The sequence below is a fragment of the Mediterranea sp. ET5 genome, from assembly GCF_023337025.1.
Classification (GTDB): domain Bacteria; phylum Bacteroidota; class Bacteroidia; order Bacteroidales; family Bacteroidaceae; genus Phocaeicola_A.
This window is the reverse complement of record NZ_JAMBLN010000004.1, coordinates 142273-164687: the sequence shown is the minus strand read 5'-3', so window position 1 is coordinate 164687 and position 22415 is coordinate 142273. Positions and strand designations below refer to the sequence as shown.

General features: G+C 59.0%; 18 protein-coding genes. 13 read left to right on the top strand and 5 right to left on the bottom strand.

Translation table 11 applies throughout. The annotated features are described in order from the left end of the window. The first annotated feature begins 54 nt into the window (after positions 1-54). The 8 genes from M3087_RS04380 (at position 55) to M3087_RS04345 (ending at position 8464) form a co-directional block, all read left to right on the top strand. Complete coding sequence (locus M3087_RS04380; protein WP_199881848.1) at positions 55-960, top strand: YitT family protein; 906 nt, start codon at positions 55-57, stop codon at positions 958-960. A 106-nt stretch (positions 961-1066) separates the two neighbouring features. Beyond that, entirely contained in the window at positions 1067-1648 is a 582-nt protein-coding gene (locus M3087_RS04375; protein ID WP_249094011.1) for a non-canonical purine NTP diphosphatase, read from the top strand. Between the two features lie 248 nt (positions 1649-1896). Beyond that, entirely contained in the window at positions 1897-2832 is a 936-nt protein-coding gene (nadA, locus tag M3087_RS04370; RefSeq protein WP_249094009.1) for a quinolinate synthase NadA, read from the top strand. Between the two features lie 624 nt (positions 2833-3456). After that, positions 3457-3990: an RNA methyltransferase gene (locus tag M3087_RS04365; protein WP_106483928.1), complete on the top strand. Its 534-nt coding sequence runs from the start codon at positions 3457-3459 to the stop codon at positions 3988-3990. Between the two features lie 28 nt (positions 3991-4018). Beyond that, entirely contained in the window at positions 4019-4624 is a 606-nt protein-coding gene (locus M3087_RS04360; RefSeq protein ID WP_249094007.1) for a DUF4294 domain-containing protein, read from the top strand. Positions 4625-4873: 249 nt separating this feature from the next. Continuing rightward, the gene (locus M3087_RS04355; protein WP_249094006.1) at positions 4874-6877 is read left to right on the top strand and encodes a ComEA family DNA-binding protein; all 2004 of its coding nucleotides are present in this window, start codon (positions 4874-4876) and stop codon (positions 6875-6877) included. Positions 6878-6906: 29 nt separating this feature from the next. After that, positions 6907-7179, top strand: coding sequence for a YciI family protein (locus M3087_RS04350; RefSeq protein ID WP_157948133.1), 273 nt, complete (start codon positions 6907-6909; stop codon positions 7177-7179). A gap of 508 nt (positions 7180-7687) precedes the next feature. After that, entirely contained in the window at positions 7688-8464 is a 777-nt protein-coding gene (locus M3087_RS04345) for a radical SAM protein (protein WP_249094003.1), read from the top strand. Between the two features lie 196 nt (positions 8465-8660). On the opposite strand, the gene M3087_RS04340 is transcribed toward M3087_RS04345, so the two are convergent. The 5 genes from M3087_RS04340 to M3087_RS04320 form a co-directional block, all read right to left on the bottom strand. Continuing rightward, on the bottom strand, positions 8661-10919 hold the full coding sequence (locus M3087_RS04340; RefSeq protein ID WP_249094001.1) for a RagB/SusD family nutrient uptake outer membrane protein: 2259 nt from the start codon (positions 10917-10919) through the stop codon (positions 8661-8663). Between the two features lie 13 nt (positions 10920-10932). Further along, the gene (locus M3087_RS04335) at positions 10933-14253 is read right to left on the bottom strand and encodes a SusC/RagA family TonB-linked outer membrane protein (RefSeq protein ID WP_249093999.1); all 3321 of its coding nucleotides are present in this window, start codon (positions 14251-14253) and stop codon (positions 10933-10935) included. A gap of 138 nt (positions 14254-14391) precedes the next feature. After that, entirely contained in the window at positions 14392-15822 is a 1431-nt protein-coding gene (locus M3087_RS04330) for a DUF4992 family lipoprotein (RefSeq protein WP_249093997.1), read from the bottom strand. Between the two features lie 337 nt (positions 15823-16159). Next, positions 16160-16444, bottom strand: a complete 285-nt coding sequence (locus tag M3087_RS04325) for a hypothetical protein (protein ID WP_249093995.1) — start codon at positions 16442-16444, stop codon at positions 16160-16162. Between the two features lie 127 nt (positions 16445-16571). Continuing rightward, complete coding sequence (locus M3087_RS04320) at positions 16572-17291, bottom strand: RDD family protein (protein ID WP_249093993.1); 720 nt, start codon at positions 17289-17291, stop codon at positions 16572-16574. A 164-nt stretch (positions 17292-17455) separates the two neighbouring features. On the opposite strand from M3087_RS04320, the gene M3087_RS04315 reads away from it, so the two are divergent. The 5 genes from M3087_RS04315 to M3087_RS04295 are packed head-to-tail and all read left to right on the top strand — an operon-like array spanning position 17456 to position 22413. Further along, the gene (locus M3087_RS04315) at positions 17456-18436 is read left to right on the top strand and encodes a stage II sporulation protein M (RefSeq protein ID WP_249093991.1); all 981 of its coding nucleotides are present in this window, start codon (positions 17456-17458) and stop codon (positions 18434-18436) included. Beyond that, positions 18399-19334, top strand: coding sequence for a hypothetical protein (locus tag M3087_RS04310; RefSeq protein WP_249093990.1), 936 nt, complete (start codon positions 18399-18401; stop codon positions 19332-19334). The genes M3087_RS04315 and M3087_RS04310 overlap by 38 nt, the downstream gene beginning before the upstream one ends. A 6-nt stretch (positions 19335-19340) precedes the next feature. Then, a complete protein-coding gene (locus tag M3087_RS04305) occupies positions 19341-19988 on the top strand; it encodes a DUF4129 domain-containing protein (RefSeq protein ID WP_249093988.1) in 648 nt (215 codons plus the stop codon). Next, positions 19985-21412, top strand: coding sequence for a DUF4350 domain-containing protein (locus M3087_RS04300; RefSeq protein WP_249093987.1), 1428 nt, complete (start codon positions 19985-19987; stop codon positions 21410-21412). The genes M3087_RS04305 and M3087_RS04300 overlap by 4 nt, the downstream gene beginning before the upstream one ends. 5 nt (positions 21413-21417) lie before the next feature. After that, positions 21418-22413 (top strand): AAA family ATPase, encoded by a 996-nt coding sequence (locus M3087_RS04295; protein ID WP_022384990.1) that lies wholly within the window; start codon positions 21418-21420, stop codon positions 22411-22413. Positions 22414-22415: the final 2 nt, after the last annotated feature.

Below are 22415 nucleotides of genomic sequence, written 5' to 3'. Positions count from 1 at the left end.
GGGGAACAGACCCGACATCTTATGTAACTACAATCTTTAAACATCAAGTATAGTATGAACAAATTCAAACCAATTCGCATCACCAACATGTGGACAGAGATGAAGGACTATCTGTTCATCACACTGGGGTTGATTCTCTACTCCTTCGGGTGGGCGGGATTCCTCATCCCCAACAAGATCACTACGGGTGGCGTGACGGGTATCTCCGCCATCGTGTACTATGCGACGGACATCCCCATCCAGAACACGTACGTGCTCATCAACATTGTCCTGCTCATCTTTGCCCTGAAGATACTGGGGTGGAAGTTCTGTGTGAAGACCATCTACGGCATAGCCGTGCTCTACGTGCTGCTGTGGTTCTTCCAGCGCATCATTGTCGACGACCAGGGACAGGCTCTCTCGCTCGTGGGCGACGAACCCTTCATGGCGTGCATCATCGGCGCCGCCCTCTGCGGTATCGGACTGGGCATGGCGTTTACCCACAACGGCAGCACGGGCGGAACGGATATCATCGCCGCCATTGTGAACAAGTACCGCGACGTGACCTTCGGACGCATGACGATGCTCTGCGACATCTGCATCATCTCTTCCTCCTCGTTCATTCCCGGCTACACCATCGAGAAGATGGCATTCGGTTACTGTACGCTCGTCGTCATCGGGCTCTGCATCGACTACGTGGTCAACAACGCCCGCCAGTCCGTGCAGTTCCTCATCTTCTCCAAGGAGTATGAGAAGATATCCGATGCCATCGTCTTCCAGGCACACCGCGGCGTGACGCTGCTCGACGGCACCGGCTGGTACAGCAAGAACGGCGTCAAGGTCATCGTCGTACTGGCGAAGAAACGCGAGTCGACCAACATCTTCCGCCTGGTCAAGGCGATAGACCCGAATGCCTTCATCTCCCAGAGTGCCGTCATCGGCGTGTTCGGCGAGGGCTTCGACAAGATAAAAGTGAAATAACCTGCTTTCAATGACTTCATACTGTACATACTAAACCTGTATTCTGACAGCCGCAGCTCCCTGCCTTGGGGGTCTGCGGCTTTTTGTTCAACCAGACACACCCATCATGGAAAAGAAACTTGTATTTGCCACCAACAATGCCCACAAGCTGGAAGAGGTGTCCGCGATGCTCGGCACGTCGGTCAGCCTGATGAGCCTCAACGATATCGGTTGCCACACCGACATCCCCGAAACGGGAACCACCCTCGAAGAGAACGCCCTCATCAAGGCGCGCTACATCCACGAACACTACGGCATGGACTGCTTTGCCGACGACACCGGACTGGAAGTGGACGCACTCGACGGCGAACCGGGCGTCTACTCGGCACGCTATGCCGGAGGAGCAGGACACGACTCCGTGGCGAACATGAAGAAGTTACTCTCCCGCATGGAAGGGGTGACCGACCGACGTGCCCGTTTCCGCACCGTCATCGCCCTCATCCTCGACGGGGAGGTGCATGAGTTCGAAGGCATCGTCTGCGGAACCATCGCCACGGAACCACACGGCGACGGAGGTTTCGGCTACGACCCGGTCTTCATCCCCGAAGGCTACGACCGCACCTTTGCCGAACTGGGCGACGTGAAGAACCACATCAGCCACCGTGCGCGTGCCGTGGAGCGTCTGGTGGAGTTCCTGCGGAGGGGCTGACGACTCCATCCAGCGTCCGTCCTTATCGACATCCCCTGTCAGCAAACCTGTTAACAGCGCACGGACGGTAACTGTTGAAAAGCTGTCTGTCAATCATTTGTCGGCTGTTGAAAGTCTTGTAGACAGTTGTTGATAAACGGAAGTATCCTTCCTCCCGACACTAAATGGACGTACCCCGTCGTGCGTCCCCCTATCCATAACCCCACGGGACGGTCCGTCCGGGTCGCCCCGACAAACACAAACTTATCATGATGTTGAAAGAAGAAATCAACCGGTTACGTAAAGAGAAGAATGCCGTCATCCTGGCACACTACTACCAGGAAGGCGAGATCCAGGACCTTGCCGACTTCGTGGGCGACAGCCTCGCCCTCGCACAGTGGGCATCCCGTTGCGATGCCGACATCCTCGTGATGTGCGGCGTACACTTCATGGGCGAGACAGCCAAAATCCTTTGTCCCGACAAGAAAGTGCTTGTCCCCGACCTGGCAGCAGGCTGTTCGCTCGCCGACAGTTGTCCTGCCGACCGCTTTGCCGAGTTCGTACACGAACATCCGGACCACACGGTCATCTCCTATGTCAACACGTCCGCTGCCGTCAAGGCACTCACTGACGTGGTAGTAACCTCGAGCAACGCGCGTCAGATTGTGGAAAGCTTTCCGCAGGACACGCCCATCATCTTCGGTCCCGACCGGAACCTGGGCAACTACATCAACGCCGTCACAGGACGCCAAATGCTGCTCTGGGACGGTGCCTGCCACGTGCACGAACAGTTCTCCGTGGAGCGCATCGTGGAGCTGAAGGCAGCTTATCCCGATGCCGAGGTCCTTGCCCATCCCGAGTGCAAGGGTGCCGTCCTCAAGCTGGCGGACGTCGTCGGCTCCACGGCAGCCCTGCTGCGCCACGCCGTGAAGAGCGACCGTCGGCGCTTCATCGTCGCCACCGAGTCCGGCATCCTGCATGAGATGCGCAAGCAGTGCCCCGACAAGGAGTTCATCCCCGCCCCTCCGAACGCCGGGACCTGTGCCTGCAACGAGTGCAACTTCATGCGGCTGAACACGCTCGAGAAGCTCTATGCCTGCCTGCGCGACGAGTCCCCCGCCATCGAGGTGTCTCCCGACATTGCCGCGCGTGCCCTCCTCCCCATCGAGCGCATGCTGGACATCTCCGCCCGCCTCGGGCTTTGACCCCACCCTTCCCCCTCTCTGCTCCACGGACGCTGCCACCCCGACCGGGTGCTCCCTCCGTGGAGCTTTGTTTTCCACTCCCCCGTTATCGACATAACATCTTATTATTATTCTTTATTCTTTCTTTGAAGAAGAAATATGATGATAATGATGGAGTGTTGATAGTGTCGGAAGAAAGTGAGCCTTTTACTTGCACAGGAAGTTATAAGCATCCGGTACGAGGTTATGAAGAGCTTATCGACACAGTATAAATGGTGAAAGGACTTGATACTGAGCTACTATCCTTCCCTTATTGACAAAGCGTCGATAACTCCTGTTGTCAATAAGTTTTAGGCTGTCGGCAGCCGTCAGGTGTGTGAAAAGGCTGTTGAAACATGTGTTGCAACTTCTGCCGGAAATAGTTGCTCATTCCGTTTCCGTGCCGGTATAGACATTCCGCCGAGAACTCCAACATTTTTCTCCCCCATTGTGTGCACATTATTTCGACAGGGTTTGAACACGCTTTTGACAGGTTATCGACAGGAGGACGGGAGCTTCAGGTCCGTCGGTCAATTCTTTGCAGTCCATCCTTTCTTATTGCCGGAATAGATGTTACTTTTGCATCAGATAAACAAATCATCCTTCATGAGAAAGCTGAAGATAACCGAGATGAACCGTCTGACGGTGGACGAGTTCAAGGAGTCCGAGAAGATGCCGTTGGTGGTCGTACTCGATGACGTGCGCAGCCTGCACAATGTCGGTTCGGTGTTCCGCACGTCGGACGCGTTCCGTGTGGAAGGCATCTGCCTGTGCGGCATCACGGCAACCCCTCCCCAGCCGGAGATACACAAGACCGCGCTGGGAGCAGAAGACAGTGTGGCATGGACCTATTATAAAGATACGCTGGAGGCTGTCTCCCGGCTGAAGCAGGACGGCTATACGGTCCTTGCCGTGGAGCAGGCGGAAGGCAGTACGATGCTCGACCGCTGGTCTCCCGAGCCGGACGGACGTTATGCCGTGGTGCTGGGCAACGAGGTGAAGGGCGTCCGTCAGGAGGTAGTAGACTCCTGCGACGGCTGCCTGGAGATACCCCAGTACGGGACGAAGCACTCGCTCAATGTGTCCGTCACGGCAGGCATCATCATCTGGGAGTTCGCCAGGAAGCTGCTCATCGGCTGACGTATATCAACAAACTGTTTATAACCTTATGGCAACAATCGCTGAAAAGATGGCTTTCATCCTCCTCCTGTCTTGCGCGATTCCGGCAGCAGCACAGAAGAGGAACGTCCCTCCCCCGGCACGGCTTACCGTCAGCCGGACGGTGTACGAGGGCGACAGCATCACACGCGTGGACTTCTATCCGCTGCGTGTCTATCCGCCCCTGACGTTCAAAAGCCGGCGGAGCGAGCGGGCATACTATAAACTCGTCCGCGACGTGAAGCGCACGTTGCCTCTGGCACGGATGATTAACCAGATACTGATAGAGACCTACGAATACATGCAGACGCTGCCCGAGGGAAAGGCACGCGAAGAACACATCAAGCGGGTGGAGAAAGGATTGAAGGAACAATACACCCCCATGATGAAAAAGCTCACCTTCTCCCAGGGAAAGCTGCTCATCAAACTGGTCGACCGGGAGTGCAACCAGACGAGCTATGAACTCGTGAAAGCCTTTGTCGGTCCCTTCCGTGCAGGCTTCTACCAGACTTTTGCCTCCATGTTCGGCGCGAGCCTGAAGAAGGAATATGACCCCGACGCAGACGATGCGCTGACCGAGCGCGTCATCCTCATGGTGGAGAGCGGACAGCTCTGACCCGCCGGAAAGTGCGCCCGCACTTGAAATTCAGCCCTGAAACTTTTGCTATCTTACGGACTAAGGCTAACTTTGAACAGTGCTTGGTCAACATGAACGCATCGTGACGTTCATAACCGGGCATGACATTGCCAATCCGGGTACTTCCACTTTAACCTAATCCTCATGAATAGAGAGCTTTCAGTCCGATTCCTACGACCGTCCGCCTTCCTGTTGAAAGGCTTGTTGATAAGTGTGCTGTTGCTGTCAATGTCTGTTGATAAGCTGTGCGCACAGACCATGAAGTGGGAGGACTTCCTCGAACGGCTGACGGTGGACGAAGAGACGTCCGCAGACCAATGGGACGAACTTGCCGAACTCCATGCACACCCGTTCAATCTCAACACGGCGACACGGGAACAGCTCGAACAGCTTCCCTTTCTTTCCCCGGTTCAGATCAGCCATATCCTGACTTACCTTCATACGTATGGTCCCCTGATGGACTTCTCCGAGCTGCAGCTGGTCGCAGGCGTGGACTACGAGACACGTGCCATGCTGTCGCTGTTTGTCGTCTGCCGTCCGGTGGAGGAGAAAGGTGCCGTCTCCTTCCCCTGGCGCGAGGTGTTGCGACACGGACGACAGGAAGCAGTGGCACGTGTCGATATCCCTTTCTATTACCGCAAAGGCTATTACACCTATCCGCCCGAGGTGCTGCAACGCTATCCGAACCGGCGTTATCTGGGCAGCCGGTTCTACCACTCCTTGCGCTACCGTCTGGCGTCCGGTGAACGGCTGACGGCAGGGTTCACCCTGGAGAATGATGCCGGAGAACCCTTCTTCGCGGCAGGCAACAAAGGCTATGATTATGCTTCCGCCTACGTGCTCCTGCACGATGTCGGTCCCCTGCACACGGTGGCGCTGGGCGACTACCGCCTGCGTTTCGGGCAGGGGCTGGTCGTAAACACACGCTTCGCGTCGGGAAAACAGACCGTCATGGACGGAGCAGGCAGCCGCAGCGAAGGCATCACCCGGCATGCCTCGACCAATGAGCAGGATTACTTGCGCGGATTGGCGGTCGCCTGGCAGAAGGGAGGCTGGGGACTGGCAGCCTTCTACTCGTTCCGTCGTCAGGATGCCACCCTGAAGCATGGGTTCATAACTGCGTTGAAAACTGACGGACTCCACCGTACACGCTCCGAGATGGAGAAGAAACACGACGTACATAATCAGCTGACAGGAATCCATTTATCATACGACGCTGTCCGTTGGCACATCGGACTGACAGGTGTTTATACCGTTTTCGACAAGGTGTTGAAACCACAGTTCTACTACCAGCAGCATGACCCTCGCGGGCGGCAGTTCGCAGCCGTCGGTGCCGACTACCGGCTGGACCTGCACCGCTGGTCGTTCGCGGGAGAGACGGCAGTGAGCGGGAATGGAGCGGTGGCGGCACTCCACACGTTGGCTTACCGTCCGCTGACGGCACTCCACCTGCTCCTGCTCCACAGACACTATGCGAAGGACTATGAGGGCATCTTTGCACGTTCGTTCGGCGAAGGGAGCCAGGTGCGCAATGAAGACGGGTTGTACGCCGGGTTGGAATGGCTGCCGGGAAGAGACCTGAAACTGACGGCATACACCGACTGGTTCCGCTTTCCGGCTCCGCGCTACCGGGTCTCCTTCCCATGCAGCAAGGGCACGGAAGCCTTCGTGCAACTCGTCGGGAAGTGTGGGAAGAAGAGCGACTGGCTGTTGCGCTATCGCTACAAGCAGCGTGAACGGGATGTCCTGGCGGACCGGAAGGAATCAGCGGAAGGACCGGTTACCGTCCGTCGGCATACGGGCAAGGGACAATGGCGGTGGCAGGCAACGTCGGCGTGCCTGTTGAAAACGACGCTGGACTATGTTCAAAACGGGGCGTCGGACAAGGGAAATGAACAGGGCTACCAGCTGACACAGGCAATCGACCTGAAGCCTTCTGCCGGAGAATGGGAGTGCGAGGCAGGTGGAGGCTATTTTCATACAGACGGTTATGATACAAGGATTTATGCCTACGAACGCGGCTTGCTCTACACCTACTCGTTCCCTGCATACGAGGGAGAGGGTGTCCACGGATACCTGTGGGGAAGGTACGATATCAACAGTTTGTTGACAGTCATTGTCAAGTATGTTTATACCGGCTATTTTGACCGCGACCGCATCGGCTCCGGAACGCAGGAAATCGAGGGGAGGAACAAGCAGGACCTGTATGTCCAACTGAAGGTGACGTTTTAAGTCTTATGAACTTTAAATATCGATTCAACATGAAACAGTTTTTAGTGACGGGAGTCCTCATCGCTCCCGAGAAAATCAACGATGAGTTGCTTCAGACCCACATGGCATACACGCAGCAGTGGATGGATGCCGGACGCATCGTGATGAGTGCGCTCTATGCCGACATGACGGGCGTGGTGAACATTGTCTTTGCGGATACGCAGGAGGAGGTCGAGGCGTTCTACGCGAACGAGCCTTTCCATCGTGCCGGAGCGCAGGACTATGTCGTCCGGGAAATCAATATCCACTACGGAAGGTTCTGAGGCTCGAACTTGAGGTACGGCGGATGTAGGCATTTCCTTGGTTTTATCCCGGGAAATGTCTATTTTTGTATCGCCTTCCGCAGCAATCCGCCTGCAAAACTCCCCCTTACCCCTCTTTTTCCCCATCATCAGACTCCCCTCTTGCTCATCTCGTCACAAGGAGATGCGCTTCCCCCTGTCTCCCTTTTCAGCAATCCGTTGTCACTCCGTGCATAAGCCCTGTTTCTGGCATGCTCATCTCGCCGCGTCGTCTTGCTCAAAGCGTCACTACCGTCTTGCTCATCTCGGCAAAAGGAGATGCGCAAGGCGTCGGTGTGGGGTTGAGGAAGGTGTTGGTGAGAGGATGAGGAAGGAAGAAAAGGGAGAAAGGGAAGGTAGTTCTTCAAATCAGGTTTCATGTCTGTTTGGAGATGGATAAGGTAAATACGCATTTTCCCTCCCTCCCCTGCACGACTTTTCCTGAAAAAGCCGTTTCTTTGTTCCGCGAACTTAATAAACTGATGCTACTATGTCAACCATTATCTATCCTGCTCCCATCTTCGGACCGGTACACAGCCGCAGGTTGGGAGTCTCACTGGGCATCAACCTGATGCCTGCCGACGGCAAAGTGTGCACGTTCGACTGTGTGTATTGTGAGTGTGGATTCAATGCCGACTTCCGTCCGCGTCAGCGAAGACCGACAAGGGAGGAAGTGCGGGAGGCGCTCGAGGCCCGTCTGCAGGACATGCAGGCGAACGGACCGGCACCCGACGTGCTGACCTTTGCCGGGAACGGAGAGCCGACCGCCCATCCGCGTTTTGCCGGAATTATCGACGACACGCTGGCGCTGCGCGACCGTTACTTCCCGAAAGCGAAGGTGAGCGTGCTCAGTAACTCAACCATGCTCTTTCGTCCCGAAGTGGTGGAGGCACTCAAACGTATCGACAACAACATCCTCAAGCTCGACACCGTCGACCCTGAATACATCCGCCGGGTGGACCGGCCGACGGGAGCCTATGATGTGAACGAAATCATCAGCCGGATGAAGGCGTTCGAGGGGCAGCTCATCATCCAGACCATGTTCATGAAGGGCACGCACGACGGACTTTCGGTGGACAACACGACGGACCACTACGTCCTCCCCTGGCTCGATGCCGTGCGCGACATTGCTCCCCGTCAGGTGATGATTTACACCATCGACCGGGAGACACCCGACCAGAACCTGCAGAAGGCAACTCCCGAGGAGCTGGACCGCATAGCCGCCCTCGTCCGGGAAGCAGGCATGGAGGTCTCCGTCTCCTATTGAGCACCCGGCAGGCATTTGTCTGCAAGTCCGGAGAGCCAAGCTACTTGCACGGACGGACCGGATTCCCGCCTTCCGGCGTCCGTTGACCAACAAACGAAAAGCCCCATCTTCACAGACAGGGCTTTTCTACTTTTTGAACTTTTGTCATACAAACGTAAGAGGCATCTTACGTATTATTTCAAGTCTTTCCCCCTTTTCACTCCGCCAGAGGGTCGAACGTACCGTCAGCACCGCCACGGTTGATGTCGGTCCAGCCGACGGTCTGTTCCAGTGTCGTGTTGTTCTGCATCATGTTCTGCTTGAAGCCGATGAAGTAACAGTTGGGCTTGAAGCGGATGACGTTCTCCACGGAGTTGCCGTCGGCGTTGTAGTCCTTGCGCGTCAGCTGGTTGTTGCGGTAGAAGTTCACCAGCGAGAGGACGTTCTTGTCGGTCAGTTCCTTCACCGGTTCGGCAGCGTTGCCTGTCAGCTCTGCCGTCAGTCCGGCACGGGTCAGGTTGATGGCAGACGGACGCAGGGTGTAGAGCGGGTCCGCGCCGTTCTTTTCCTCGGCAGTGAATTTCGCCGTGTAGACCTCGATGGTGTGGCGGCGTGTGCCGTTGAGCGGAGCCACGCCCAGGTACTGGCAGGTGTTCCCGCCGAAGCCCGTGAGCTTCCACGATGCCTTCAGGGCCTCCTGACCCTGACCGCCGTCCCAGAGCATCCAGCGGCGCATGTCGTCAAAGCGTTTGCCCTCGTAGGCAAGTTCCAGCTGACGTTCGTAGAGGATGGCTGAGAACAGACGGGCACGGTCGCTCCGGATGGAGGCATCGAGTCCGTAATCCTTCGCTGCCAGCTCTGACGGATAGACACGCGAGCGGATGCGCTTCAACGCCTCGTAGGCTTCGTTCATGTGTCCGGCGTCGCCCGTACCGCATGCAGCCTCGGCAAGGTTGAGCAGCACCTCGGCATAGCGTATCTCCATGTAGGGAGCGGCAGACTGCTTGAAGCCGGACGGGGCGCCGTTGGACGCTGCCTGGATGTTGAAGGTGTAGAGCGGCGTCTCGTTCACATCGAGGTCGTCGCTGCGCTTGTTGACATACACGCCGGTATGTGAGCCGGCAAGTCCGTCGGCGGTAAAGCCGCTCTTGCCGGGGTTCTGCTCGTTGCTCTCGTCCTCGTACCAGGCATAGTTCCACAAGGCATAGTCCTCACCGTTGTACGGATAGTCGAACACCTGTCCGTTGTTCCCGGCAGGTTTGCTGTTGGCGGACGGGTTGCCCGTGAAGCGCCAGCGTACGCCCGGGAAGGCGAAGGTGCGGTAGAAACGCGGGTCGCGGTTGAGGAAGAAGCACTGCTTGTCGTACGTGTAGGCCGACTCGCCTGCGCGCTTGCCGTCTGCCATGGGGAAGAGGTCGACGATTTCGGACGTCGGTGTCAGTCCTCCGCCGCCCATGGCGTTCTTCGGACGGACGGTGTGTTCCCAGTTGTTGTATTTATGGTAGTCGGATGCTTCGACCCACGGAATCTTGTTGTACAGGGTGACGAAGACCGCTTCGGACTTCGAGCCGTCAGAGCCGGTGTAGTTGACGAACATCTTGCCCCAGTTCGTGGCGTTCACGCCGGGGTTTCCCTCGTAGGCAAGGCCGAAGACACCGCTCTCGTCGAGCTTGTCGATGGCAGCCTTGTTTGCCTCGTAGGCGTCTGCCCACCGTTGCTTGTCGTCGGCGCGGTTGAAGAGCGGGCTCGCCCACAGCAGCAGGGTGCGTCCCTTCAGTGCGAGCGCCGTCCCTGCGGTGACCCGTCCGAAGTCTTCCCCGGCATAGGGCCATGCTGCCGGCAGGTAGTCGGCGGCCTTCTGGAGGTCGGCGCAGATGAAGTCGATGCACTGCTTCGTGGTCGAACGGGGTACGACGAGTTCGTTTCCGCCGTCATTGCCTACGATGGGATTCTGCACGTGGTCGATGATGGGCACACCGCCGTAGACTTTCACCAGGCGGTAGTAGCACCAGGCGCGGAAGAAGTACGCCTGGCCGAGCAGTTCGTGCTTCTGCTCCTCGTTGAGGGACTTGCTGCCCTCCACTCCCTCGATGATGTAGTTGCACTCGCGGATGCGTCCGTAGGGGCTGACGTTCTTGGTCTCGCGGAAGATGAGGTCCTGCACGTTGGTATAGTCGACGATGGTCTCCGGGTTGACAAATGCGGACAGTCCGGCGAACTCCTCGGTTGACTTCGAGTAGATGTCCGCCACACCCGTGCTGGGCGTGTCGTAGTCTATGCCACTGGCGGAGACGGGCAGCAGGAGGTTGTAGAGGTAGTCGATGCGTGTCTTTGCACCGTCGTAGTCTTCATAGATGGTAGCGGCGCCGAAACTGCCGTAGGACTTCTTGTCCTGCAGGAACTGGTCGCTGCAGCTGCCCAGGCAGAGGGCTGCACACAGGAGGGCGGCGGCGCCCTTATAGTTGTAGTTGTTCATAGTGTCGTTGTTTTTAGAATGAGATGTTTACGCCCAACGTGTATTTGCGCAGGTTGGGATACTTGCCGTATGCTCCTGCCCACGGGTTCATGAAGTGGTCGGGATAGGGGCTGGTGAAGCTGATGGCATTCTGGCACGTGAAGTTCAGTCGGCAGCTCTCGATGCCCACAAGGGATGTCCAGTCCTTGGGCAGCGTGTAGGCAAGGGTAATGTTGCGCAGGCTGATGGAGGTTGCGCTCACCTTCCAGAACGTGGACGCCTGGCTGTTCACATCCATGTAGCGGAGGTTCGGGAACCGTGCGTCGCGGTTGGCGGGTACGGTGACGTTGCCCTGGGCGTCCTTGATGTCCTCATAGACGAACATGTCGCTCCAGAACGAGGGCATGTTGGTGTAGAGCACGTCCTTGTAGCCTTTCTTCAGGTAGTATGCCGACTTGTCCACGAGGTCATAGCCGCCCCAGTTCGCGTTGAACTGCGCGCTCAGCGAGAGGGACTTCCACTCGGCGCCGAGGTTCACGGTGAAGCCGTAGGTGTTGCTAGCCCGGTGGGAGATTTCGATACGGTCGTTGTCGTTGATGATGCCGTCTGCCGGCTGCCAGGTGCCGTCCTGGTTCTGTGCGCCGCGTATGTCGCGGTAGATGAGCATACCGGGGTGCACGTCCTTGATGGTGTTGCCCAGGTAGTTGGTGATGCCGTAGGTCGTGAAGTACTCCTGAATCTCCTGGTAGCTGCGGAACATGCCGATGCACTCATAGCCCCACGTGCCGCGGTCGGAACGCTCATTGGGACGGGCGCCGTCCAGTTCGATGCGGTCGGGCCATGCCATCTTCTTGATGCGGTTGTCGCTATAGCCGGTGTTCACCTTCACGTGGTACTTGAAGTCCTTGCCGATGTTGTCGCGCCAGCCCAGTGACAGTTCCACACCCCAGGCGTCGATGGCGCCGAAGTTCTCTGCCGTCGGCTGCGTACCCACGGTGGACGGGAAGTTGGAGGCTCCCGTACGGTTCATGAACATGTCGCGGTTCTTGTCCAGATAGGCGTCGAGGTTCACCGACAGGCGGCTGTTGAGGAAGCGCATGTCGAAGCCCAGGTTCGTCTTGTAGCTCTTGTCCCAGTGTGCGTCGGGGTTGGGGGCATCGCCGGTCTTGGAGCCCGGACCCTTGTCGCTCATCTGGCTGTTGTTGCCGAAGACGGCTCCCTTGCCCTGGTCGACGTTGTAGAGCTGGGTCCACCGCCACGGTTGGATGTTGTCCTTACCCAGGATACCAAAGGAGAGGCGCACCTTGAGGAAGTCCATGAACTTCACGTGGTCCTTGAACCAACCTTCTTCCGACACAACCCATCCGGCGGAGAACGACGGGAAGGTGCCCCAGTAGTTCTTCGGGGCGAACTTGGTCGACGCGTCGGAGCGGATGAGGAATTCGAAGAGGTAGCGGTCGGCATACGAGTAGTTCAGACGTCCCACGTAGGAGAGCATGCCCGACTCGCTGCGTCCGAAGTTGGCGTAGGGAGAGCCGTAGGCTGACTTCGAGGAGCCGTCGGTGAACTTATAGGGGTCGCTGACACGGGCGAGCACATCCTCCGTCTCCGCCTCGCTCTTCTCGATGGAGAACAGGGCGCTCACGTTGTGCAGGCCGAACTCGCGGGCGTAGCTTGCCGTGAGGTTCACCTGGTAGTTGTCGCTCTTGATGTTGCTGCGGCTGAGGTTGTTGCCGTTGTTCACCTCGATGGGGCGCAGGTTGTTTTCCGAGTAATCGGCGTCAGCGCCGGTGTAGAGGTGCGCTCCGCTGCCGGTGCGGTTGAGCATCTGGTAGACGGTCACGCTCGTACCGGTTTCATTGCCCTTGTCGTTGCTGATGCTCCTGGAGTAGGTAGCCTTGAGCTTCAGGCCCTTGAGGAGGTTGCTCCAGCCGAAGTCGTACTCCACGGAACTGTTGATGGTCATGTTCGACGACTGGTTCTCGATGTTGTCGGGCGAGTTCTGTACGGCGCTGAAGTTGTAGAGGTTCAGGTCCGTCGGAGGCTCATTCTGCATGCCCGACTGCACGAGGGGCATCCCGCCGACGTAGTCGGGCACCCAGCGCGGATGGGTCAGCAGCGTGTTGAAGTCCAGGTCGGTGCCGCCGCCGGAGAGTCCGTTCTTTGCCTTGTTGGTCTCGCCGTAGTCGCCCGACAGCTGGAGCGAAGCCTTGAACCACTTGCTGATGTTGGCGTTCACCCCGGCACGGAAGTTCCAGCGGTCGTAGTTCAGGCGGCCGATGTTACCGTCCTGGTCGAAGTAGGAGATGCCGGCGAAGTAGGTGGCTTTCTCCGTACCGCCGTTGATGTTGAGGCTGTGGCGTTGGGTGAAGGCAGCCTTCCACTCCTGGTCGAGGAGGTCATAGTTGAGGCCGCGCATGGCAGCCAGTTCGTCTGCCTGGAAGAGGTCCTTCTGCACTTCCGACGACTCTTCGTCGGTGGAAGTACGCGCTGCGCGTATGGCGTTCCAGATGGCGCCCTGGTCATAGGCGGACAGCATCTTCGTGCGGTAGACGGCGTCGGTGACACCGAACTGTCCGCTGTAGGAAATCTTCGGGGAGCCCACCTGCCCGCGTTTGGTCTTCACGAGCACGACACCCTGTGCGGCGCGGGCGCCGTAGACGGCAGCCGAAGCGTCCTTCAGGACGGTGATGCTCTCCACCTCGTCGGCGTCGAGGTTGTTGAACGCCTCTTCGTCGGTCACGAAGTCGTCGATGACATAGAGCGGCGACGCGCTGGTCTCTCCACCCTTGCCGGCATAGGCGGAAGCCACCTTTGCCTGGCGGATTTGCAGGGTCGCAGCCTCACCGGGACGGCCGAAGCCACCGCTGGAGCTGAGTCCGTTGATGAGTCCGCCCAGGGCGGCGCTGAGGTTGCCCACCGAGAGGTCCTTGATTTCGTCGGGCTTGATGACTTCGATGGCACCCGTGACGTTCTTCATCTTCTGAGTACCGTAACCCACGACGACCACTTCGTCGAGTTTCATCATGTCCTCGCGCAGGGTCACCTTCATGCCGTCCTGCGGAGCGACGGTCTGGGAGATATAGCCTATGTAGGAGATGACGAGTTTGGCATTGGCAGGCACCTGCAGGGTGAAGTGTCCGTCGATGTCGGTGATGACACCTGCGGTGGTGCCTTCAGCCTTGACCGATGCACCGATGACGGGCATGCTCGTCTCGTCGACCACCGTACCCTTGATGGTCCTTGTGTGCTGTTGTTGGGTTGCCGGGGCATTGCTTCCGTGTGCTTCCAGGGGAGAGAAGGACGCGCACATTGCCGCGAGGCATACACTGTAGAGAATATATCTTGTTTGCATAAGAATTCAGGTCTTTAATTCTGTTTCCGCGGGCGGGACGGCTGGAAGACGTCGGAGGAATGCCGGGTCTGCCGGGGCGTCGGGCGCGAGCGGAACTTCTGTCTGTTATATATAAGGTAGGGTGACAGCCCTGTCCGTTCACTCGGCGGAGTCGTCCTCCGTGTCGGCAGGCAGCCAGCGAGGGTCGCCCGTGCGGTTGGCAAGCTGGTCGGCGCCCGTCACGGTAAACTGTCCGTCGCCGTTGTAGACGAACGGTTCGGTCGTGAGCGTGGAGGTGTCAAACTTGTCCGTTCCGGCGGCACCGTTCCACCAGTAGGTGTTCAGGCGGAAGTTGTGCACCATGTTGGCGTTTCCCATAATCTTGTTGGTGAAGTTGTTGTCCCCGGTGTTGCCGCTGTCCACGATGATGCTCTTGGCAATGTTCAGTGTCATCGTGTTGCGTCCGCGGTACTGGTTCCAGTTGACGAAGTCCTTGCCGTTGGAGACGTTATAGAGCGTACAGGAGTTGATGTTGAACGAGCCGCCGACGTAGCCGGTAATCTTGTCGGGTCGCGACCCGTTGATTTGAGCGAAGAACTTCCCTGCCTTCACCGTGCTGTAGAGCGTGCTCTCCTTGAGCGTAAGGTTGATGGTGCTGCTCTTCTTGAAGAGGACGAGGACATCCGTCTGGTTGATGCGGATGTAGCAATCGTTCACCGAGAGGTTCTCCACGGCGTACTTCTGCTTGTTGTTGTCGTAGATGAGGTATTTGTTCACGTCCAGGATGCGGCATGACTGGAGGGCGATGGGGTCCTTGATGACATACTCGCCGCTTGCCACCTTGGTCGATTCGTCAGGAGTCGTGCTCAGGGCGAGGAAGGCGCCCGAGGTGTTGGCGTTGCAGTCGAAGTCGATGAACTTGACCTTCAAGCCTGCCGCCGTGGCGAGGGTCCCGTCCGCACCGCAGGTCACCATGGGGTGCTTCACCTTGTTGCCGCGCAGGGTGATGCGGTGGCTGCCGAAGTCGGTCTCTCCGCTCATCGTGTAGTGTCCGCCGGGGACGAGGTTGTAGGCGAGCTCCTCGCTGCTGTCAGGGATGGGGTTCTGCTTGAACCACTCCGTGAGGTCGGTTCCGTCGGGGATTTCCGCATAGGTGGCAAGGAGCGTGGAGTACGACAGTTCGGTCGCCTTCTCGGCAGCCTTGTTGCCAGCCTCCTCGTTGCCGAGCGAGCGGATGTAGAACTTGTAGCTGGTGTCCTCCTTGAGGGCGAATTTTTTCGAACAGCCGTCGATGGTGTCCGGACGGCCTACCGGGACGGGATTTTCGGGGTCGTCGACGTTGTAGGCTGTGAACTCATAGCCGCCTGCACCCATGACCACGGGCCACTCGACAGTGACCTCCGTACCTTCGGGATTCTGGGTGAACTTCACCCCGTCGGCAGCCGGCGACGTCAGGGTGACGCCCGACACGCCCGACGAGAAGGTCCAGTCGTCGTCGTACCCGTTGATACAGGAACCAAGGAGCAGCGTCGTACACGCAGCCGTCACACCACACATACTCCTCAGAGATAAGAAACGATTCATTTTCATACAATTATATTTAAGTTAAATAAAGTCCGTCAGAGTCTGAAAACAAAACTGTCAGGGGGATTCCCTTCATGCGCCGTGAGACGCCCGGATGTTTGGAAATATGTGATGGTAGAGTAAGTAATTTCGCAACATCGGTTTTGGGTATTTGCGTAGGAGGTACATCGTGGCGTCCGGTCACGTCGGTCGTCCCTCTGACAGCACTACGAAGTTAGGACGAAAAAGGGTGGTACGGGAGTATTTTTGGTTCAAAAGAGTAGAGAAATGTTGTATAAAGGCCGTGTTTTGCCCCGAAGAGACTCTTTTGGCTGTGAATAAATGTAAAACAGCGAACAAATAGTCACTTTGCCACGAGTCCGTCCACCGGTGTGATTTCTCCCGTTGCAGCCTGCCTGCGACCCAGTCCGGAGCGTTCGTAACGTCCGATATTATTGAAATGAGATGTCGTGTTTTCTGAAGGACCGATGCGTCCGTTGAACGCTGCCGGAATGGCGTTTTGCAAGTAATTGACAGTCAGTGGCTTTCGTAGGGGGATATTCCTGGCTTCGTACGGACGCGTGACTACGACCGTACGGACGCGTCCGTACGAGCGTGGCGACGCGTCCGTACGAACGTGGGAACCCATCCGTACGGCGCAACGCCTGTTTTCCCACGAAAAGAGGTAGGGATAGATGGACTCCGGTTGTCAAGATTTGTTGGAAGAGGGGACGAAGGCCCCCATTGTCAATTGTCAATTATCCATTGTCCATTGCTCAGAGCTCCTCCAGTGCGTAGTACTGGTAGTCGCGCAGGAGCGTCTGCAGGAGCGGTTCTCCCGGACGGGTGTCAGCCGGCAGACGGAGTGTCCCGATGATTTTGCGCGACAGCTGGAGGATGCGGTCGTCACGGTCCTTGCCGCGCGTGTCGAGCGTACGGGTGATGACGTTGACCTGCTCGAGCGACAGGTCGGCCGCCTGCACATAGGTGGGCCGGTAGTCCTCGCTGACGTAGGCGAACTCGTCGAGACTGACGTGCAGATGGTGGTAGTCCTGCTCCTTGATGACCACGGTCCCGGCTGCCAGGTCGCCCAGACGTTGGTGATTCTTCGTCGAGAGGGCGGAGATCAGGCCGATGGCGCCGCCGGAGCCCACGTCGACGGGATAGAGCAGCCAGCGCAGGAGGTAGGAGCCGATGGTCGGTTCGCTCCCGTCCACCCGGGTCACACGCAGGTGCATCAGGCGTTTGCCCACGCTCTGCCCGTTGTTGAGCACCTCGCAGAGCAGCGAGTAGAAGGCGAGGAAGGCGAGGGCAAGGAGGATGACGGCGGTCTCTGCCGCTCCCGTCAGCTTGAGCATCCGGTCCAGCGTGGAGAGGCCGATGAGGACGACGGCAATCAGGGCGTCGTCGATGAGCAGGGCGAGCAGCCGTGTGCCTATGCTCGCCGGGGTCTGTTCGATGCGGACGTATTGTCCGGTGATGATGTCGTGTGACATAGGATAATCTGTTTAGGGGACGGGTGCCGCCGGGTGTCATGCCGCTGTCGGCAGGACAGGCGGACAAAATGCGGACGGATGCACAAACTTATGCCCCGTGGTTTGCAAATGTATAATAAAACCCATACATTTGTCCACTCCATCATCCAGAAAAAGCCGGAACCGTGAAAGAAGTCGTCTTCATACGTCAGAATATAGAGAAGTGGCGCCGGGCAGAGCAGGTGGTCGAGAGTGCCGCCTCGCAGTCGCCCGACCACCTGGCGGATGTCTATGTGGACCTCACGTCGGACCTGGCTTTCGCGCAGACCCACTACCCCCGTTCGCGCATCACCCTCTACCTGAACAACCTGGCGTCCTCGCTCCACAACGAGTTGTACCGCAACAAGCGGGAGAAGTGGAGCCGCATACTCACCTTCTGGCACACCGAGGTGCCGCTGGCGGTCTACGGGGCGCGGCGCGAACTGCTCCATGCCTTCCTCATCTTCCTGACGAGTGTGCTCGTGGGCGTCGTCTCCCAGCTGGGCGATGAAAACTTCGCACGCACCATCCTCGGCGACGGGTATGTGGACATGACGCTGCGCAACATTGCCAAGGGTGACCCCATGGCGGTCTACAGCGGCGGCGAAGAGGGGTCGATGTTCCTCGCCATCACCATCAACAACGTGCGCGTGTCGTTCCTCTGCTTTGCCGCGGGGCTGTTCACCAGCATTGGCACGGGGTGGCTGCTCTTCACCAACGGCGTGATGGTGGGCTGCTTCCAGACCTTCTTTGCCCAGCACGGGGTGCTCGGCGAGTCGATGCTTGCCATCTGGCTGCACGGGACGCTCGAGATTTCCGCCGTCATCATTGCCGGAGCGGCGGGCATCACCATGGGCAACGGGTGGCTCTTCCCCGGCACCTATCCGCGCCTGGTGTCCTTCCGGCGTGCCGCACGGCGCGGGATGAAGATTGTGGTGGGCACCGTCCCCGTCTTCATCGTGGCAGGGTTCATCGAGAGCTTCCTCACGCGCCACACCCATGCCCCTGCCGTCCTGCGCTTCGGGCTTATCGCACTTTCAGCTGCCTTTATCGCATACTACTATATCTACTTACCAAAAAAACGTATTTATGGAAACAATGAGAGAATCCGGAATCGTGCTGTATAAACGGCGCGACTTCGGAGAGAAATTTACCGTCACGTTCCAGTTCATCCGTGAGAACTGGAAACCGTTGCTGAAGTACCTCACGGCATTCCTCCTGCCCATAGCCATCCTGCAGGGCTTCAGCATGAGCGCGTACATGGACAACGCGTTCAAGGCAGGTCTCTACGCTTCGTCCGGAGCGGAGGAGAATGGCATGCTGGCTCTCCTGGGACTCCCCTACCTGTTCCTCATCGTGTTCTCCCTGCTGGGCGGAATCCTGCTCTACGCGGTGTTCTATGCCCTGTTCATCACTTATGACAGGCGGGAGAAAGGTTTGCGGGGCGTCACCTGGAGTGCGCTGTCAGCCGAGTTCCTGCGTTGCCTGAAGCGGAGCGCCACGTGCTTCGGCTTCATCATCCTGCTGATGGTGCTGTATCTGGTGCTGATGGTCCTGCTCGCTTCCCTGTCAGTCGCCACGCTCATCGTGACGGTTCCCCTACTGCTGGCAGGGCTGGTCCCGCTCATGATATTCTATCCCGCCTACATGCTCGACGAGCGGTCGGCAGGCATCTGGAACACCTTCCTGTGGAGCATGCGCAACGGCTTCAAGTGCTGGGGAGGCACCTTCCTCATCCTCTTCGTCTGTTACCTGCTGACGAGCGTGCTGGGCGGCCTCCTCTCCGTGCCGATGTACGTGGTGCTCATCGTCCGTGCCTTCCTGGTAGGAGCCAGCGGACAGGTGGCTGACGGCGGCATGCTGTTCGACGTGCTGCAGTACTTCACGTCCGTCCTGATGCTCTACGCCTCCTACCTCTCGACGGTCGTCGTGCTGCTGGGCGCGACCTACCAGTACGGGCACATCCGCGAGAAGATGGACGCCGTGACCGTGGACGAGGACATCGAGAACTTCGACAAGCTCTGATACCGCATGCACCCGGCAGCTACCGATACCTTGACTTGCGACACCGCCCGGCTTGCCCGCTGGTGGACCGACCCGGCGTATGACTACGAGCGTGCCCTGCATGCGGCGGAAGGCACGTGGTGGGACCGCCTGCGCTCCTGGCTGGACTGGAAGCTCAGCGAGTGGTTCGACTGGACACTGACCGACTCGGAGGTCAACTGGGTGTTCGTCGCCGCCGCCCTCGTGGTCCTCCTGCTGATTGTCGCCTACCTGTGGTGGAAGCACCCCGGGCTGTTCCGCCGGGTGGGACGTGCCGGAAAACCCTCCGCAGCGACGGACGAGGACACCATCTACGGCATCGACTTTCCCGAGGAGATACGCCGTGCCACGTCGCGCGAGGACTATACGGCTGCCGTGCGCTACACCTATTTATATATGCTCAGGCAGCTCGACGATGCCGGACTCATCAGCTGGCAGAGCTACAAGACCCCCACCGACTATGTCTACGAACTGCGGGAGGCGGACAGCGCCGAGGACCTGCGTGCGCTGACCAACGGTTTCCTGCGCGTGCGCTATGGCAACTACACCGCCACGCGCGCCTTCTACGACGGGATGTGCCGTTTTCGCGACGCGCTCGTCCGTCGGCTCCTGCACACGGAAGGAGGTGAGCCATGAGGCGCGGCACGCTCATCTACATCGGCTGCATCATCGCCCTCCTCGCGGTGGGACTCTGGTTACAGCTCACACAGCCGCGACCTGTCGACTGGACGGCGACCTATGACCACAAGGACACCGGACCCTTCGGCTGTGCCGTGTTCGACTCGGTGATGGCGTTCACGCTCCCTGCCGGCTATCGCCCCGTGGCGGAGACTCTGGACGACTTCCTGGAGAACGACACGGTGGGCGGTCAGAACCTCCTCTTCGTCAGTGGATACTGCTGGCTGAGCGACGAGGACGTGGACTCCCTTTTCCTCCGCCTGCACCGGGGAGCCAGCGTGCTGATGGCAGCCGACTGGTTCAGCGACGCCCTGCTCGACTCGCTGGGCATCACCGAGGCTGACGGCTTCGTGCTGGACGGGCTGGACGGGGTTCCCTCACTCCGCCCGGCGATTGACACGCTGGAGTGGGTGGAAGAGCCGGGGCGCTATCCCCGGCGCGACTTCCCGGTGCGTTCCTCCTTCCAGTCGACGGGCTTCCAGCCGACGGACAGCCTCGGGCGTTACCCCTTCCGCGTGCTGGCATGGCAACACCACGACCGGGTGTATGCGGCGGACTCCGGCTACGTCGCCCGGAGGATGAACACCGTCAGCTTCCGCGTCGGCAAGGGTGAACTGACGCTCATGCGCTCGCCCTTCGTCCTGACGAACTACGGCATCCTCCACCGCGACCTCAAGGACTACGTGCTGCGCCTCGCCGACCGCCTGAAGGACGCTCCGCTGGTGCGGACCGATGCCTACGCCTTCAGTTCGGGAGGCATGGACTGGAACAGCCTTGCCGATGGACGGGCGCGGGGACCGTTTGGCTACTTCCTGAGCCATCCGCCCCTGCAGTGGGCGCTCTACGTGTCGCTGTTGACCGTCGTGCTGCTGTGCTGCTTCACCGCCCGGCGACGTCAGCGTCCCATCCCCGTCATGTCGCCTCCGGAGAACCGCAGCCTGGAGTTCGTGAAGCTCATCGGCACGCTCTACTACCAGCGTGAGACCCCCTCCGCCCTGCTGCGCAAGAAGTATGTCTACTTCGCCGACGAGCTGCAACGCCGCACGGGGGTCGACCTGCTCTCGGAGACGTCCGCCGATGAACGTGCCGACCGCCTGGCGGAGAAGACCGGAGCCGACCGCACACAGCTCCTGGCACTGCTGACGCGCCTCGATGCCATCCGCGCGGAGAGCCCCCTGCGTGCCGACGACGAGGAGATGAAACGGCTGGTCGACCGGATGAATGACCTGCTCGCCGCGGTGTCCTCGCCCGGTGCCCCGTCAGCACCCGGACGGCAGACGCCTTCCGCCGGAAAAGAAACCATACAATCACAGAATGAACCAGACTCCCTGTTCCCCGCACGGGACCCCCTCCCCACGACAGAGGACAGGAAGGAACAATAAAGCTTATGGAAGAGACAAAACTGGAACCCGCAGCCGCGCACGATGATGCGCCCCGTGCGGAATACTTGCAGGAACGCATCCGCCTGCTGAAGGAGCGGATAGCTTCCGTCATCGTCGGCCAACGACAGACGGTCGACCTGTTGCTCACCGCCATCCTCGCCGACGGTCATGTCCTGCTCGAAGGCGTGCCGGGCGTGGCGAAGACCCTGCTTGCCAAGCTGACGGCACGCCTCATCGACGCCGACTTCAGCCGCATCCAGTTCACGCCCGACCTCATGCCGAGCGACGTGCTGGGCACGTCGGTACTCAACATGAAGGAAGGCGTGTTCGAGTTCCACCGCGGCCCGGTGTTCGCGAACCTCATCCTCGTGGACGAAATCAACCGTGCCCCGGCGAAGACCCAGTCCGCCCTCTTCGAGGTGATGGAAGAACGCCAGGCGACGGTCGACGGGGTGACCTATCCCATGGAGGAGCCTTACCTCGTCATTGCCACCCAGAACCCCGTCGAGCAGGAAGGGACCTACAAGCTCCCCGAGGCACAGCTCGACCGCTTCCTGCTCAAGGTCACCGTCGACTATCCGTCTGCCGACGAGGAACTGGAGATCCTGCGCCGCCACCAGGAGCGGCATGACCTGGTGAAGCTGACGGACATCGCCCCCGTGCTGACCCGCGCCGACGTACAGGAGTTGCGCCGCAGGACAGACAGCCTCTACGTGGAGCCGTCGCTCCTGAACTACATCGTGCAGATTGTCCGTCAGACACGCCTCAGCAAGGCAGTCTACCTGGGCGCGTCGCCCCGTGCCAGCGTCGGGTTGCTCCGCGCGTCGAAGGCGTACGCCTGCCTGCAAGGACGCGATTTCGTGACTCCCGAGGATGTGAAGTTCGTGGCGCCCTACGTCCTGCAACACCGCATCGTGCTCACCGCCGAGGCGGAGATGGAGGGATGGTCGGACGTGAAGGCGGTCCGCCGCCTCATAGACAAGGTAGAAGTACCCCAATAACC

What these genes read in the sequence shown, in the direction of transcription:
- M3087_RS04380 (WP_199881848.1), top strand. Translation starts at nt 55, where the DNA reads ATGAACAAATTCAAACCAATTCGCATCACCAACATGTGGACAGAGATG.
- M3087_RS04375 (WP_249094011.1), top strand. Translation starts at nt 1,067, where the DNA reads ATGGAAAAGAAACTTGTATTTGCCACCAACAATGCCCACAAGCTGGAA.
- nadA (WP_249094009.1), top strand. Translation starts at nt 1,897, where the DNA reads ATGATGTTGAAAGAAGAAATCAACCGGTTACGTAAAGAGAAGAATGCC.
- M3087_RS04365 (WP_106483928.1), top strand. Translation starts at nt 3,457, where the DNA reads ATGAGAAAGCTGAAGATAACCGAGATGAACCGTCTGACGGTGGACGAG.
- M3087_RS04360 (WP_249094007.1), top strand. Translation starts at nt 4,019, where the DNA reads ATGGCAACAATCGCTGAAAAGATGGCTTTCATCCTCCTCCTGTCTTGC.
- M3087_RS04355 (WP_249094006.1), top strand. Translation starts at nt 4,874, where the DNA reads ATGTCTGTTGATAAGCTGTGCGCACAGACCATGAAGTGGGAGGACTTC.
- M3087_RS04350 (WP_157948133.1), top strand. Translation starts at nt 6,907, where the DNA reads ATGAAACAGTTTTTAGTGACGGGAGTCCTCATCGCTCCCGAGAAAATC.
- M3087_RS04345 (WP_249094003.1), top strand. Translation starts at nt 7,688, where the DNA reads ATGTCAACCATTATCTATCCTGCTCCCATCTTCGGACCGGTACACAGC.
- M3087_RS04340 (WP_249094001.1), bottom strand. Translation starts at nt 10,919, where the DNA reads ATGAACAACTACAACTATAAGGGCGCCGCCGCCCTCCTGTGTGCAGCC.
- M3087_RS04335 (WP_249093999.1), bottom strand. Translation starts at nt 14,253, where the DNA reads ATGCAAACAAGATATATTCTCTACAGTGTATGCCTCGCGGCAATGTGC.
- M3087_RS04330 (WP_249093997.1), bottom strand. Translation starts at nt 15,822, where the DNA reads ATGAAAATGAATCGTTTCTTATCTCTGAGGAGTATGTGTGGTGTGACG.
- M3087_RS04325 (WP_249093995.1), bottom strand. Translation starts at nt 16,444, where the DNA reads ATGGGTTCCCACGTTCGTACGGACGCGTCGCCACGCTCGTACGGACGC.
- M3087_RS04320 (WP_249093993.1), bottom strand. Translation starts at nt 17,291, where the DNA reads ATGTCACACGACATCATCACCGGACAATACGTCCGCATCGAACAGACC.
- M3087_RS04310 (WP_249093990.1), top strand. Translation starts at nt 18,399, where the DNA reads ATGGAAACAATGAGAGAATCCGGAATCGTGCTGTATAAACGGCGCGAC.
- M3087_RS04305 (WP_249093988.1), top strand. Translation starts at nt 19,341, where the DNA reads ATGCACCCGGCAGCTACCGATACCTTGACTTGCGACACCGCCCGGCTT.
- M3087_RS04300 (WP_249093987.1), top strand. Translation starts at nt 19,985, where the DNA reads ATGAGGCGCGGCACGCTCATCTACATCGGCTGCATCATCGCCCTCCTC.
- M3087_RS04295 (WP_022384990.1), top strand. Translation starts at nt 21,418, where the DNA reads ATGGAAGAGACAAAACTGGAACCCGCAGCCGCGCACGATGATGCGCCC.